This is a genomic window from Streptomyces sp. NPDC043746, from assembly GCF_056436485.1.
In genome coordinates this window covers 70913-85868 of the sequence record NZ_JBWKCM010000021.1, presented here as the reverse complement: position 1 = coordinate 85868, position 14956 = coordinate 70913, and the positions used below count along the sequence as shown (strand labels likewise).

12 protein-coding genes are annotated in these 14956 nt (G+C 73.2%); 9 read left to right on the top strand and 3 right to left on the bottom strand.

Translation table 11 applies throughout. The features are described 5' to 3' along the window. Positions 1-78: 78 nt before the first annotated feature. Entirely contained in the window at positions 79-1599 is a 1521-nt protein-coding gene (miaB, locus tag AC0682_RS22090; RefSeq protein ID WP_478534768.1) for a tRNA (N6-isopentenyl adenosine(37)-C2)-methylthiotransferase MiaB, read from the top strand. Positions 1600-1723: 124 nt separating this feature from the next. Then, on the top strand, positions 1724-2437 hold the full coding sequence (locus tag AC0682_RS22085; protein WP_478534767.1) for a class III extradiol dioxygenase subunit B-like domain-containing protein: 714 nt from the start codon (positions 1724-1726) through the stop codon (positions 2435-2437). Between the two features lie 67 nt (positions 2438-2504). On the opposite strand, the gene AC0682_RS22080 is transcribed toward AC0682_RS22085, so the two are convergent. Further along, entirely contained in the window at positions 2505-2774 is a 270-nt protein-coding gene (locus tag AC0682_RS22080; protein WP_254811515.1) for an antitoxin, read from the bottom strand. Positions 2775-2942: 168 nt separating this feature from the next. On the opposite strand from AC0682_RS22080, the gene miaA reads away from it, so the two are divergent. The 6 genes from miaA (at position 2943) to hflX (ending at position 11216) form a co-directional block, all read left to right on the top strand. Continuing rightward, positions 2943-3881, top strand: a complete 939-nt coding sequence (gene miaA / locus AC0682_RS22075; protein ID WP_254811514.1) for a tRNA (adenosine(37)-N6)-dimethylallyltransferase MiaA — start codon at positions 2943-2945, stop codon at positions 3879-3881. A 107-nt stretch (positions 3882-3988) separates the two neighbouring features. After that, on the top strand, positions 3989-4438 hold the full coding sequence (locus tag AC0682_RS22070; protein WP_254811513.1) for a hypothetical protein: 450 nt from the start codon (positions 3989-3991) through the stop codon (positions 4436-4438). Positions 4439-4596: 158 nt separating this feature from the next. Beyond that, on the top strand, positions 4597-5478 hold the full coding sequence (gene dapF / locus AC0682_RS22065; RefSeq protein WP_478534766.1) for a diaminopimelate epimerase: 882 nt from the start codon (positions 4597-4599) through the stop codon (positions 5476-5478). A gap of 188 nt (positions 5479-5666) precedes the next feature. Further along, the gene (locus AC0682_RS22060) at positions 5667-7874 is read left to right on the top strand and encodes a RelA/SpoT family protein (protein ID WP_254811511.1); all 2208 of its coding nucleotides are present in this window, start codon (positions 5667-5669) and stop codon (positions 7872-7874) included. Positions 7875-8050: 176 nt separating this feature from the next. Next, complete coding sequence (locus tag AC0682_RS22055; RefSeq protein ID WP_478534765.1) at positions 8051-9508, top strand: M1 family metallopeptidase; 1458 nt, start codon at positions 8051-8053, stop codon at positions 9506-9508. A gap of 187 nt (positions 9509-9695) precedes the next feature. Then, on the top strand, positions 9696-11216 hold the full coding sequence (gene hflX, locus AC0682_RS22050; protein WP_254811509.1) for a GTPase HflX: 1521 nt from the start codon (positions 9696-9698) through the stop codon (positions 11214-11216). Between the two features lie 213 nt (positions 11217-11429). Here hflX and AC0682_RS22045 read toward each other — a convergent pair whose 3' ends face one another. Together AC0682_RS22045 and AC0682_RS22040 are read right to left on the bottom strand one after the other, a co-directional pair. Further along, positions 11430-11876, bottom strand: a complete 447-nt coding sequence (locus tag AC0682_RS22045; RefSeq protein WP_478534764.1) for an ATP-binding protein — start codon at positions 11874-11876, stop codon at positions 11430-11432. A 131-nt stretch (positions 11877-12007) separates the two neighbouring features. Then, on the bottom strand, positions 12008-13180 hold the full coding sequence (locus tag AC0682_RS22040; protein ID WP_254813179.1) for a trypsin-like serine peptidase: 1173 nt from the start codon (positions 13178-13180) through the stop codon (positions 12008-12010). 356 nt (positions 13181-13536) lie between these two features. Between AC0682_RS22040 and AC0682_RS22035 the strand changes: the two genes are divergently transcribed. Next, positions 13537-14937, top strand: a complete 1401-nt coding sequence (locus AC0682_RS22035) for a diaminobutyrate--2-oxoglutarate transaminase family protein (protein ID WP_478534763.1) — start codon at positions 13537-13539, stop codon at positions 14935-14937. Positions 14938-14956: the final 19 nt, after the last annotated feature.

Sequence of the window (14956 nt, the reverse complement as noted above, 5' to 3'; positions counted from 1 at the left end):
TGCCAGCTCACCGCCCCGGTGACCAGGCCCGGCCGGGCAGGGGCCGGGGCGCACCCGGCCACCGCCTACCCTGGTCACATGAGCAGCGGCAACCGGAGCGAAGCAGTGGACGTCCAGAAGAGCTACGAGGTGCGCACCTACGGGTGCCAGATGAACGTCCACGACTCCGAACGGCTGTCGGGTCTCCTGGAGGACGCCGGTTACGTCCGCGCCCCCGAGGGCGCCGACGGCGACGCCGACGTCGTCGTCTTCAACACCTGCGCGGTACGGGAGAACGCCGACAACAAGCTCTACGGCAACCTCGGCCGCCTCGCCCCCATGAAGACCAAGCGCCCCGGCATGCAGATCGCCGTCGGCGGCTGCCTGGCCCAGAAGGACCGCGACACCATCGTCAAGCGCGCCCCCTGGGTGGACGTCGTCTTCGGCACGCACAACATCGGCAAGCTGCCCGTGCTGCTGGAGCGCGCCCGCATCCAGGAGGAGGCGCAGATCGAGATCGCCGAGTCGCTGGAAGCCTTCCCCTCCACGCTCCCCACCCGCCGCGAGTCCGCCTACGCCGCGTGGGTCTCCATCTCCGTCGGCTGCAACAACACCTGCACCTTCTGCATCGTCCCGGCCCTCCGCGGCAAGGAGAAGGACCGCCGCACGGGCGACATCCTGGCCGAGATCGAGGCCCTGGTCGCCGAGGGCGTCTCCGAGATCACCCTGCTCGGCCAGAACGTCAACGCGTACGGCTCCGACATCGGTGACCGCGAGGCATTCTCCAAGCTGCTGCGCGCCTGCGGCAGGATCGAGGGTCTGGAGCGCGTCCGCTTCACCTCGCCGCACCCCCGCGACTTCACCGACGACGTCATCGCCGCCATGGCCGAGACGCCCAACGTGATGCCGCAGCTCCACATGCCGATGCAGTCCGGTTCCGACCGCATCCTCAAGGCGATGCGCCGCTCCTACCGCCAGGAGCGCTTCCTCGGCATCATCGAGAAGGTGCGCGCCGCCATGCCGGACGCCGCCATCTCCACCGACATCATCGTCGGCTTCCCCGGCGAGACCGAGGAGGACTTCGAGCAGACGATGCACGCGGTCCGCGAGGCCCGGTTCGCCAACGCGTTCACCTTCCAGTACTCCAAGCGCCCCGGGACCCCGGCCGCCGAGATGGAGGGCCAGATCCCCAAGGAGGTCGTGCAGGAGCGGTACATGCGCCTGGCCGCCCTCCAGGAGCAGATCTCCTGGGACGAGAACAAGAAGCAGGTCGGCCGCACCCTGGACGTCATGGTCGCGGAGGGCGAGGGGCGCAAGGACGGCGCCACCCAGCGTCTGTCCGGCCGTGCCCCCGACAACCGCCTGGTCCACTTCACCCAGCCCGAGCAGCCCGTGCGCCCCGGTGACGTGGTGACCGTCGAGGTCACCTACGCAGCCCCGCACCACCTCCTCGCGGAGGGCACCCCGCTCGCCGTACGGTCCACGCGTGCGGGCGACGCCTGGGAGAAGCGCACCACGGCCGCCGCCGCCAAGCCGGCCGGGGTGATGCTCGGCCTCCCCACCATCGGTGCCCCGGCCCCGCTCCCGGCGGCCTCGGCCCCGGCCTGCGGGATCGGCTGACCGTACGCGGGCGGCGGGGGGCCGTGCCGGGCCGGCGAACCGTCGGGCCGGTCAGGAAGGGCGGGCCGGGAGCGCTGTACGGCGGCGCGGAGAGCTGTCTCCCCCGCCCAGTACGCTGACCGGCATGCTTGTCGCCGCCGCCGTGTGTCCCTGTCCGCCGCTCCTGGTGCCCGAGGTCGCCGCCGGGGCCGCGCCCGAACTCGACCCCGCGCGGGCCGCGTGCCTCGACGCCGTGGGGGTGCTCGCCGCCTCCCGCCCCGACCTGCTCGTGGTCGTGGGGCCGGGGGACGACCGGACCGCCGGGGCGTACCCGGCAGGCGCGTACGGCTCCTTCCGCGGTTTCGGCGTCGCTCTCGACGTGACCCTGGGCGCGCCGGACCCGGCCGCACCGGGGCCGCGGCTGCCGGACTCCCTCGCGGTCGGCGCCTGGCTGCTGGAGCGGGCCCGCTGGACGGGCGCGCCGGTCGAGGCGCTCGCGGTGGACGGGCGCGCCCCCGCCGACAAGTGCGCCCGGGCCGGGCAGGAGCTGGCCGCCCGCGCCGACCGTGTCGCGCTCCTCGTGATGGGCGACGGCAGTGCCTGCCGCACGGTGAAGGCGCCCGGCTATCTGGACGAGCGGGCCGAGGCCTTCGACGCCCGGGTCACCCAGGCGCTGGGCGCGGCGGACCTCGCCGCACTCGACGCCCTGGACGAGACACTCGCGTACGAACTCAAGGCGGCCGGCCGAGCCCCCTGGCAGTTCCTCGGCGGTGCCGCACAGGGTGCGGGTCTCGGCGGGCGGCTGCTGTACGAGGACGCGCCCTACGGAGTCGGCTACACCGTCGCCGCCTGGTCCTGAACGCAACCGATGGCGGCACCGGAAGGCTCCGGTGCCGCCATCGGGCATGTCGTACCCGCCGACCGGGTCAGGAGGCGGGCGGCGTCGGGGGCGGGGTGGCGCCAGGGGTGCCGCCGGGGGTGCCGCCGTCCTTGTTGCCCAGTTTGTCCACGGCCTCCTTGGCCTTGCGCGTACCCGAGTCGATCTTGTCGCTGTACTTGCCCTTGGTCTTCTCGTCGACCGTGCGCGCGGCCTTGTCGAGGCCCTGCCCGATCTTGTCCCCGTGCTGCTGCGCGAGGTCGCCGACCTTTTCCTTGGCCGGTGCCAGCTTGGCCTTGAGGTTGTCCAGGAGCCCCATGGGGTCACCTTCCGTGCAGTGAGGACGGTCTGCGGGAGCGTTCTCCCGCCCCCCATTGTCCGTCACCTGCCCTTTCCTGCCGACTTCACTCGGCCGCCAGCGTTTCCCTGACGGCTCCCGGGCCCGGGGACGTGCGGGAGGGCCCGGGGGGTTTGGGAGACTGTTCCGGTGAACCGTCCCGCTTCAGCCCCCCGTGTCATCACCGTCGTCGGCCCCACCGCGGCCGGAAAATCCGATCTGGGGGTCTTCCTCGCCCGGGAACTCGGCGGTGAGGTGATCAACGCCGACTCCATGCAGCTCTACCGCGGGATGGACATCGGTACGGCGAAGATGACGCCCGCCGAGCGCGCGGGCGTTCCGCACCATCTGCTGGACGTCTGGGAGATCACCGAGGCCGCCAGCGTCGCCGAGTACCAGCGCCTGGCCCGGCTGGAGATCGACCGGCTGCTCGCCGAAGGCCGTACGCCGATCCTGGTCGGCGGCTCCGGGCTGTACGTGAAGGGCGCCATCGACGCCCTGGAGTTCCCCGGTACGGACCCCGAGGTGCGCGCCCGCCTCGAACAGGAGCTGGCCGAGCGCGGCTCCGGCTTCCTCCACCAGCGGCTCGCCGCGGTCGACCCCGACGCCGCGCGCTCCATCCTGGCCGGCAACGGCCGCAGGATCGTCCGCGCCCTGGAGGTCGTCGAGATCACCGGCAAGCCCTTCACCGCCAACCTCCCCGGCGAGAAGCCCGTCTACGAGGCCGTCCAGATCGGCGTCGACGTGGAGCGCCCCGAGCTGGACGAGCGCATCGCCCTGCGCGTCGACCGGATGTGGGAGGCGGGCCTCGTCGACGAGGTGCGCGCCCTGGAGGCGGCCGGACTGCGCGAGGGGCTCACCGCCTCACGGGCCCTGGGCTACCAGCAGATCCTGGCCGCGCTCGCGGGGGAGTGCACCGAGGAGGAGGCGCGGGCCGAGACCGTGCGCGCCACCAAGCGCTTCGCGCGCCGGCAGGACTCCTGGTTCCGCCGCGACCCGCGGGTGCGGTGGCTCGGCGCCGGACACCGTGACCGGGAGGAACTCCCGCACCGGGCGCTGACGTTGATCGAACGAGCGGTCACAGCCTGATCACGTGATGGCATCGGGACGCTCCGGCCGTCAATGAGGCACCCCTGATCGTGCCATCATCGAGCATCGATCCACCAGTGCAGTCCGAGTTGGGAGGGCGCGTGGCGATGGAGGCCGGCCCTCGCGACACGGAGCAGCACGACGTACCGCCGCCGCGGCAGATCGCGGGGCGGCTGAGCCCTGACGGGCCCGACGGTCCGGACGGGCAGGACGTGGCCCCCGAGGTCGAGGTCGAGCTGCGGCCCGCCCGCAGGCTGCGGATCTGGCAGCTCGCGCCCATCGTCACGCTGGCCGCCGTCGGCTCCCTGATGTTCGCCTTCCCGCTCGCCTTCGAGTTCGGGGACGGCGGTGCCGTGGTCGCCATGCTGGGGCTGCTGATCAGCTGCTGCGCGGCCGGCTGGGGCATGATGGCGGCCCGCCGCGTCGGCCACACCTGGCCCGGCCTGCCCGCCCGGGGCTCCGGCGACCGCCCCGACTGGCGGGTGATCGCGTTGTACGTGGCGGTGGGCGCCGGACTGGTCGCCCTCGCGGTCTGGCGCGTGGCCCGACTGCGCTGACGGTCCTCGGGGCGCCTTCCGGGGCGCTCACTCGGCCGCCCGTACCGGGGCCTCAGGGGCCCTGGAGGCCGCCCGGGGCGTCCTCAGGGGACACGCCCTGGAGCCTCCCGGCGGGTCCGGCCTCGCGGAGTGTCGGTGGCGGCTCGTACAGTTGCCCTGTGAGCACTTCGAGCACTTCGCGGATCAGCTTCCTCAAGGGTCACGGCACCGAGAACGACTTCGTGATCGTCCCCGACCCGGACAACGCCCTCGCGCTGCCCGCTCCCGTCGTCGCGCGGATCTGCGACCGCCGGGCCGGTATCGGCGCCGACGGGGTGCTGCACGTGGTCCGCTCCGCCGCCCACCCCGAGGCCCGGGACATGGCCGCCGAGGCCGAGTGGTTCATGGACTACCGCAACGCGGACGGCTCCATCGCAGAGATGTGCGGCAACGGCGTGCGCGTCTTCGCCCGCTACCTCCAGCGCGAGGGCCTCGTCGAGCAGGGCGGCCTGGCCGTCGCCACCCGGGGCGGCGTCAAGCAGGTGCACATCGCCAAGGACGGCGACATCACCGTCTCCATGGGGCGCGCCCTGCTTCCCGAGGAGAGCGCCGCGGTCGCCGTCGGGGAGCGCAGCTGGCCCTCCCGCAACGTCAACATGGGCAACCCGCACGCGGTCGCCTTCGTCGACGACCTGGCCCACGCGGGCGACCTGCTCTCCGCGCCCCCGGTCAGCCCCGCCGCGGTCTACCCGGACGGCGTCAACGTCGAGTTCGTCGTCGACCGGGGCCCGCGCCACGTCGCCATGCGCGTCCACGAGCGCGGCTCCGGCGAGACCCGCTCCTGCGGCACCGGCGCCTGCGCCGTGGCCGTCGCCGCCGCCCGCCGGGACGGCACGGACCCCGCGGTGACCGGCCTCCCCGCGACGTACCGGGTGGACCTCCCCGGCGGCACCCTGACCATCACCGAGCATCCGGACGGTTCGGTCGACATGACCGGCGCCGCCGTGATCGTCGCCGAGGGCACCCTCGACCCGGCCTGGCTGGAAACGGCCACCGGCTGACCGGCCGGCACGCCCCGGAACCTCCGGCTCGAAACGGTGATCGGTCCGGGCTTCGCTCGAATGGGTGATCCGTTTCACGCTGGGCGAGAGCGGGACTGCGCCTCGTGGTGGGGTCGATAGCATCAAGCACCGGCCCGGAGCGGCATCCGCCCTCCCCACCGCCGGTCGATGCTGCCGGAGGTACCCCCATGAGTGCAGAGGCCGCCGACCCCGCCGCTGTGCCCCGCAGGCGGAGCCGGCCCCGGATCGATCTGCGCAGACTGGGCCGGGTGGCGCTGCTCGGCCCGGTCCCCCGCGACCGGCTGCCCGCGGCCATCAGCCATGTCGCCGACGCGCACCGGGCCCACCACCCCGACGCCGACCTGGCCATCCTGCACCGCGCCTACGTCCTCGCGGAGTCCTCGCACCGGGGCCAGATGCGCAAGAGCGGCGAGCCGTACATCACGCACCCGCTGGCCGTCACCCTGATCCTCGCGGAGCTGGGCGCCGAGACCACCACCCTGACCGCCTCCCTCCTCCACGACACCGTCGAGGACACCGAGGTGACGCTCGATCAGGTGGGGGAGCAGTTCGGCGAGGAGGTCCGCTACCTCGTCGACGGCGTGACCAAACTGGAGAAGGTCGACTACGGCGCCGCCGCCGAGCCCGAGACCTTCCGCAAGATGCTCGTCGCCACCGGCAACGACGTCCGGGTCATGTCGATCAAACTGGCCGACCGGCTGCACAACATGCGCACCCTCACCGTGATGCGCCCCGAGAAGCAGGCCCGGATCGCCAAGGTCACCCGGGACGTCCTCATCCCGCTGGCCGAACGCCTCGGTGTCCAGGCGCTCAAGACCGAGCTGGAGGACCTGGTCTTCGCCATCCTGGACCCCGAGGGGCACGAGGAGACCCGCGCTCTCATCGCCGGTGCCACGGGTGGCGAGGACCCTCTGTCCGCCATCGCCGACAACGTCCGCACGACCCTGCGGGAAGCGGGCATCAGCGCCGAAGTCCTGATCAGGCCGCGCCACTTCGTCTCCGTACACCGGGTCCGCCGCAAGCGCGGCGAGCTGCGCCCCACCGACTTCGGGCGACTGCTCGTCCTGGTCGCGGAGGACGCCGACTGCTACGCGGTCCTCGGTGAGCTGCACACCTGCTTCACTCCGGTGGTCTCCGAGTTCAAAGATTTCATCGCCGCCCCCAAGTTCAACCTGTACCAGTCGCTGCACACCGCCGTCGTCGGCCCTGGGGGCGCGGTGGCCGAAGTCCTCATCCGCACGCACCGGATGCACAAGGTCGCGGAGGCGGGCGTCGTCGCCCTGGGCAACCCGTACGCCCAGGGACCCGCCGCCCCGCAGGCCGAGCCGTCCGACGAGCGCGCCGACCCGACCCGGCCCGGCTGGCTCTCCCGGCTGCTGGACTGGCAGGAGTCCGCCACCGACCCGGACACCTTCTGGACCACGCTCCGCGCCGACCTCGCCCAGGACCGCGAGATCACCGTCTTCCGCACCGACGGCCGCACCCTCGGCCTGCCCGCCGGGGCCAGCTGCGTCGACGCCGCCTACGCCCAGCACGGGGAGCGGGCGCACGCCTGCATCGGAGCCCGGGTCAACGGCCGTCTGGCCACCCTGAGCACCGTCCTCAGCGACGGCGACACCGTGCAGCTCCTGCTCGCCCAGGACACCGCATCCGGGCCGTCCCCCGAGTGGCTCGACCACGCCCGCACCCCCGCCGCCCGGATCGCGATCAGCGGCTGGCTCACCGCGCACCCGGAGGCAGTGGGGCCGGAGGGCGGGGTCTTCGACCCCTCCTGCCCCGAAGGAGCGGACTCCGACGGTCCGGCTCCCGGGGCCGGGCGGGCGGGCGGCGCCGAGGACCGTACGGAACCGGCGGCGGGCGGTCCGCAGCCCGCCGCGTCCGCCGGCACCCGGTCCCGGGCGGGCGCCGCGGGCGTCGTCGTCGACGGCCCCGACAGCCCCACCCGCCTGGCCGGCTGCTGCACGCCGGTGCCCCCGGACGCGGTGGTCGGCATCGTGGTCCGGGGCGGCGCCGTCACCGTGCACCGCCGGGAGTGCCCCGCCGTCGCCCGGATGCGCGAGATCGGGCGCGCCCCCGTCGCGGCCCGCTGGCGCGACGAGGACGGCGGGAGCGACACCGCGGGCTGCCGGGTGACCCTCGTAGCGGAGTCCTTCGGGCGGCCCCGGCTGCTGGCCGACCTCACCGAGGCGATCGCCACGGCCGACGCGGCCATCGTCTCCGCCACCGTCGAACCGCCCAGCGAGCAGCGGGTCCGGCACACCTACACCCTCCAGCTCCCCGACGCCGCGGGGCTGCCCGCGCTCATGCGGGCCATGCGCGAGGTCGCCGGGGTCTACGACGTCAGCCGCGCCCAGCACCCGGCCGCCACGGGCTGACCCACCCGTCCGGCCACCGGCCGGTGCCCCCCCAGGTGCCCGGGTCACCGGCCGACCGGCCACCAGCGCACCGTCACCGGTCGACCCGTCACCGGAGCGGCTCGGTGTCCGCCCCGTTCGGGTGGTGCGGCGCGCGGCGTCGCCGGGAGTGCGCCCGGCGCTGATAGCGGTAGTCCATGCCGCACCTCTCCCGCCGTCTGCGCGCCGCCCTCCTGGCCACCGCGTCGTTCACCCTCGTCGCCGCTGCCGCCCTGCCCGACCCCGAGCCGCTGGGCATCGGCGACCGGCTCTTCCCCGAGCTGGGCAACCCCGGGTACGACGTCCTCGCGTACGACATCGCCTTCACGTACCACGGCAGCAACACCAAGCCCCTGGACGCCGTCACCAAGATCGCGGCCCGCACCACCGCACCGCTGGACCGGATCAACCTCGACTTCGCGCGGGGCACCGTCCAGGGCGTCGAGGTCAACGGGCGGGCCGCCGACTTCGGGAGCAAGAACGAGGACCTGGTCGTCCAGGCCCCCCGCCGCCTCCCCGCAGGCGTCCCGCTCAACATCACCGTCCGGCACACCAGCGACCCGGCCGGCACCGCGGGCAACGGCGGCTGGATCCGTACCGCCGACGGCCTCGCCATGGCCAACCAGGCCGACGCCGCCCACCGGGTCTTCCCCGGCAACGACCACCCGTCGGACAAGGCGCACTTCACCTTCCGTATCACCGCCCCCAAGGACCTCACGGCCGTCGCCAACGGGCTGCCCGCGGGCCACACCCGCAACGGCACGACCACCACCTGGACGTACCGCACCGAGCACCCCATGGCCACCGAGCTGGCCCAGGTGTCCATCGGCCGCTCCCACGTCCACCACCACACCGGCCCGCACGGACTGCCGCTGCGCGACGTCGTCCCGGCCGCCGACCGCGAGAAGATGGAGCCCTGGCTGGAGAAGACCCCGGCCCAGCTGGAGTGGATGGAGCGGCGGGTCGGCCGCTATCCCTTCGAGGCGTACGGCGTCCTCGTCGCGGACAGCCGCATCGGCTTCGCCCTGGAGACCCAGACGCTCTCGCTCTTCGGCAAGTCGTTCTTCACGGAGCCCGCCTACCCCGAGTGGTACGTCGACTCCGTGATGATCCACGAGCTGGCCCACCAGTGGTTCGGCAACAGCGTCTCGCCCGCCACCTGGTCCGACCTCTGGCTCAACGAGGGGCACGCCACCTGGTACGAGGCCCTGCACGCCGAGGAGAGCGGGGGCGTGACCCTGGAGCGGCGGATGCGGGAGGCGTACCGGCTCTCCGACGGCTGGCGGGCGGACGGCGGCCCGCCGGCGCGCCCGGACAGTCCGGCCGAGGGGGAGAAGCTGAGCCTCTTCCGCCCGGTCGTCTACGACGGCAGCGCCCTGGTCCTCTACGCCCTGCGCCAGGAGATCGGAGAGGCGGCCTTCGACCGGCTCCAGCGCGCCTGGGTCCGCGTCCACCGGGACTCCACGGCGACCACCGAGGACTTCACCCGGCTGGCCTCCGGCATCGCCGGACGGGACCTGACGGCCTTCTTCGAGGGGTGGCTGTACGGGGAGAAGACCCCGCCGATGCCCGGCCACCCCGACTGGCGGGCGGCCCGGACCGCTGCCACCCCGTGAGCACGAGGGCGAACCCCCGGTCGTGACCGTGGGGGAAACCCCCGTGACGGGCCCCATGGGGCCGTGCCACTATCGACGGGTCGGTACGGCGGACCGCACGGGCTCGCCCGGCGGTGGTGATCGGGAATCATCCGCAAAGATCACGCGTTGTGACTGACGTAAAGACTTCTATCGACGTAAGGATCCAATGACCTCCTCTTCTTCCCTTCCCCAGGACGCGCAGGACGCGCGGAGCGCCACGGAGAACACCCCCGGGAGCCTCACCGAGAGCCTCCGGGCCGACGCCCTGATGGAAGAGGACGTCGCCTGGAGCCAGGAGATCGACGGAGCGCGCGACGGCGATCAGCTGGACCGCTCCGAGCGTGCCGCCCTGCGGCGCGTCGCCGGTCTCTCCACGGAGCTCGAGGACGTCACCGAGGTCGAGTACCGGCAGCTGCGCCTGGAGCGCGTCGTGCTGGTCGGTGTCTGGACCTCGGGGACCGTGCGGGACGCGGAAATCTCCCTCGCGGAGCTGGCCGCCCTCGCCGAGACGGCCGGCGCCCAGGTGCTGGACGCGGTGTACCAGCGGCGTGACAAGCCCGACCCGGCGACCTACATCGGTTCCGGCAAGGCGCTGGAGCTGCGGGACATCGTCCTCGAATCCGGCGCCGACACCGTCGTCTGCGACGGTGAGCTGAGCCCCGGCCAGCTGATTCATCTGGAGGACGTCGTCAAGGTGAAGGTGGTCGACCGCACCGCCCTCATCCTCGACATCTTCGCCCAGCACGCCAAGTCCCGGGAGGGCAAGGCGCAGGTCTCGCTGGCCCAGATGCAGTACATGCTGCCGCGGCTGCGCGGCTGGGGTCAGTCGCTCTCCCGTCAGATGGGCGGCGGCGGTTCCAGCGGCGGTGGCGGCATGGCCACCCGTGGTCCCGGTGAGACCAAGATCGAGACGGACCGGCGGCGGATCCGCGAGAAGATGGCGAAGATGCGCCGGGAGATCGCGGAGATGAAGACCGGCCGCGAGATCAAGCGGCAGGAGCGCAAGCGCAACAAGGTGCCCTCCGTCGCCATCGCCGGATACACCAACGCGGGCAAGTCCTCGCTGCTCAACCGCCTCACCGGCGCCGGTGTCCTGGTGGAGAACGCCCTGTTCGCCACCCTGGACCCCACCGTGCGCCGGGCCGAGACCCCGAGCGGCCGGATCTACACCCTGGCCGACACCGTGGGGTTCGTCCGGCATCTGCCGCACCACCTGGTCGAGGCGTTCCGCTCCACCATGGAGGAGGTCGGGGAGTCCGATCTCATCCTGCACGTGGTGGACGGCTCGCATCCGGTGCCGGAGGAGCAGCTCGCCGCGGTCCGCGAGGTGATCCGGGACGTCGGCGCGGTCGACGTGCGCGAGATCGTCGTGATCAACAAGGCGGACGCGGCGGACCCACTGGTCCTCCAGCGGCTGCTGCGCAACGAGAAGTACGCGATCGCGGTCTCGGCCCGGACCGGCGAGGGCGTCGACGAGCTGCTCGCGCTCATCGACGCCGAGCTGCCGCGCCCGTCCGTCGAGATCGAGGTGCTCGTGCCGTACATCCAGGGGGCTCTGGTCTCCCGGGTGCACGCCGAGGGTGAGGTCCTCTCCGAGGAGCACACCCCCGAAGGCACCCTGCTCAAGGCCCAGGTCCATGAGGAACTGGCCGCGGAGCTGGGGACGTTCGTCCCCGCCGCGCACTGAACGCCCGCGCACTGACTGACCCGCACTGACCGCCGTACGGCGGCCCGGGCCGTGACGAGGACGCCCGACCGGTAGACCCCGGCCGGGCGTCCTCGCGTTCACGCCCGCTCCGGTGCCGTCCCGTTCCAGCCCGTTCCGGCACCGGTCCCGCCCCTGCCGTCGTGCCGCCGTACGGCCGTCGTTCAGCCCGCCCCGCCGTACCGCCGTCGCGGTTCACACCCGCTCCGCCGTACCGGAACCGCCCGCCGCGTCCCCGTACCCCGGCGGCACGAAGCACGCGGTCACGGTCTTGCCGTCCCGCTGCGGATGGTGGTGCCAGCTGTCGGCCAGCGCGTCGACGATGGCCATGCCCCGGCCGCCGAGCGCCCCGGCGTCCGCCTCACGCGGCGCGGGCGGCTGCGGACTGGAGTCGTGCACGCTGACGTGCAGGCACACGCTGTCCCAGGTCAGCACGAGCTGGGCGTCGCTGTGGGCGTGCCGGTGCGCGTTGGTGATCAGCTCGGAGACGGCGATGAGCACCGAGTCCACCGTGTCGGGCGCGCCCTCGGCCCATTCCAGGGACGCGAGGTGCTCGCGCGCCCAGTGCCGTCCCGCCCGTACCCCTTGGGACATGGGGAAGGACCGCGCCCAGCCCACCGCCCTCATCGTGGAATCGGTCATCACCCTGCCTCTCCGTCATGGCCGCACGGAACGCGGTGCCCGGTCGCCTTCCGTGTACCCGCCGAAACGCCGAACACCGTCCCGCCGGGCGGCGGGACGGTGTTCGCGGTGGTCGGCCGGGCGGCAGAGCCCTACTGGCCGGCGTACTTCTCGCTGACCGCGCGGTAGACGCCCTCGGCCTCCTTGCCCAGCCGGGGACCGGCCAGCCAGCCCGCCGAGACCGGGCCGATCGAGGTGTTCGAGACCAGGGCGGGCCTGCCGTCCGACCCGGCAGCGACCCAGCCGCCGCCGGAGGAACCACCGGTCATCGTGCAGCCGATGCGGTACATCGTCGGTTCGTCCCGGCGGACCGACAGCCGGCCGGGCTTGTCCTTGCACTGGAGCAGCTTCTGCCCGTCGAACGGCGGCGCGGCCGGGTAGCCGGTGGCCGTCATGTCCGCGATCTGCGCGACGGCCGGAGCGTTGAACTCGACCGGCAGCGCCGAACCGACCGTCTCCTCCAGCGACTTGCCCGTCGAGCCCTTCTCCGGCGTCACGTGCAGCACCGCGAAGTCGTACGGGGCACCCTGCCCGCCGGTCGCCGCGCCCTCGGTGATCCACTGCTCGGAGGTCTGGGCCCACCGGCCCCACCACACACCGTAGGGAGCGATCTTCTCCTTGGGTGCGGTCTCCAGCTCCGCGAGCGACAGACCGTCGTTGTTGTACGACGGGACGAAGGCGATGTTGCGGTACCAGCCGCCCTTCTTGCCCGCGTGCACGCAGTGCCCGGCGGTCCACACCATGTTGGACTTGCCGGGGTTGGCCGGGTCCTTCACCACGGTCGCGGAGCAGACCATCGAGCCCTGGGGGCCGTCGAAGAGCAGCTTCCCGGACTCCGGCGCGCTGTCGTGGTACGGCGTCGCGACCCCGGCCGCCCGGACGGGGGCGGGTGTCGGGTCCGTCACCCCGTCGTCGCCGGAGATGTCGTTGTCGACCGGGGCCTCCGGGGGCGTCTCGGCCTCCCGCATCCGGTCCGGGTCCCAGAGCCCCTCGATGATCGGGTTGACGAAGTCCTTGGCCTCACGCAGCCACTTGTCCTTGTCCCAGTTCTTCCACTCGCCCTCCCGCCACTTGTCCGGGTCGATCCCGTGCTCCTTGAGCCGGTTCTTCAGGTCGTCCGGGATGGTGACCTTGCCGTCGGACGACTGGTCGGTCGAGGCGCTGGGCGTGGCGCCGCCCGCGTTGTCCTCCTCCGGGCCGCAGGCGGTGGCGGTGAGCGCCAGGACGGCGGCGACCGCCGTGGCGGCGAGCACACCGGAGGGCATCCGGCGCACGCGCCTGCCGCGGCGCGCGCTGTCGGTCGGGCGAACGGTTGGCATCTCGTGATCCCCCTGGGACTTCGTCACTCGGTACTCCGTGCTGCATTTCGGACAATCCGGGGCCGTGGAGCAGCTGTTTCCGGCCCTGGTGCGGCCCCCACTATGCCGGTGCCGACGGGGACGACACGCGGCAGGTCCGCGGTTCCGTTCCCGCAAGGACGCGGGGGTGTACCCGTGATCCCTTGCGGTCGGCGTCGTTGGTACGTACGGGGGACACCAGGACAGCGTTCACCCCCGCACTCCGTCCGCGTGCATCCGTACCGACGTGCGACGCAACTGTTACCGCAGGAGGATCAAGAGTCGTGTCCGTGACCGAACCCGCTCCGGTGGCCCCGCCTTCCGCGCCCCCCGTGCACGAGGGCATCCTCCGCCGCCAGTCGCTGCGCGAGTCGGCCGCCCGCACCTACGCGCGGTCCCTGCCGATCGTCCCGGTCCGGGCACGCGGGCTCACCATCGAGGGCGCGGACGGGCGGCGCTATCTGGACTGCCTCTCGGGCGCGGGCACCCTGGCGCTCGGCCACAACCACCCGGTCGTGCTCGAAGCCATCCGCAAGGTCATCGACTCCGGCGCCCCCCTCCATGTGCTCGACCTCGCCACCCCGGTCAAGGACGCGTTCACCACCGAGCTGTTCGCCACCCTGCCGCGCGAGTTCGCGGAGAACGCCCGCATCCAGTTCTGCGGCCCCGCCGGCACGGACGCGGTCGAGGCCGCGTTCAAGCTGGTCCGCGCCGCGTCCGGCCGCGAGGGCTTGCTGACCTTCACCGGCGCCTACCACGGCATGACGGCCGGGGCCCTGGAGGCGTCGGGCGGCGCCGGGGACGTGAGGGTGACCCGGCTGCCCTTCCCGCAGGACTACCGCTGCCCGTTCGGCGTCGGCGGCGAGCGCGGTGCCGCCCTCGCCGCCCGGTGGACGGAGTACCTGCTCGACGACGAGAAGGGCGGCGTCCCGGCCCCGGCGGGGATGATCGTGGAGCCGGTCCAGGGCGAGGGCGGCGTCAACCCCGCCCCGGACGCCTGGCTCCGCAGGATGCGCGAGATCACCCGTGCCCGGTCCATCCCGCTCATCGCCGACGAGGTGCAGACCGGCGTCGGCCGGACCGGCGCCTTCTGGGCCGTCGAGCACAGCGGGATCGTCCCGGACGTCATGGTCCTCTCCAAGGCGATCGGCGGCTCCCTCCCGCTCGCGGTCATCGTCTACCGCTCTGAGCTGGACCTCTGGCAGCCGGGGGCCCACGCGGGTACGTTTCGTGGCAACCAGCTCGCCATGGCGGCGGGCGCGGCCACCCTCGCGTACGTCCGGGAGAACGGGCTGGCGGACCGGGCGGCGGCCTTGGGGGCCCGGATGCTCGACAGCCTGCGGACGTTGCGGGTCGACCACCCGGGGATCGGCGACGTACGGGGGCGCGGACTGATGATCGGCCTGGAGCTGGTGGACCCCGAAGCCGCGCCCCCGCGGGCCGGGGCCGACGACCCCTCCCCGGCCCCGCCGCCGGACCCGTCCCTCGCCCGCGCCGTCCAGCAGGAGTGCCTGGACCGCGGCCTCATCGTCGAACTCGGCGGCCGGCACAGCGCCGTGGTCCGCCTGCTGCCCCCGCTCACTCTCACCGACGAGCAGGCGAGCGCCGTCGTCGACCGGCTGGCCGACGCGCTGGCGGCCGCGGAGCGTTCGCCGCACCGCCGGGCCGCCGCGCTGACCTCCTGATCCCCCCTCGAACCACAAG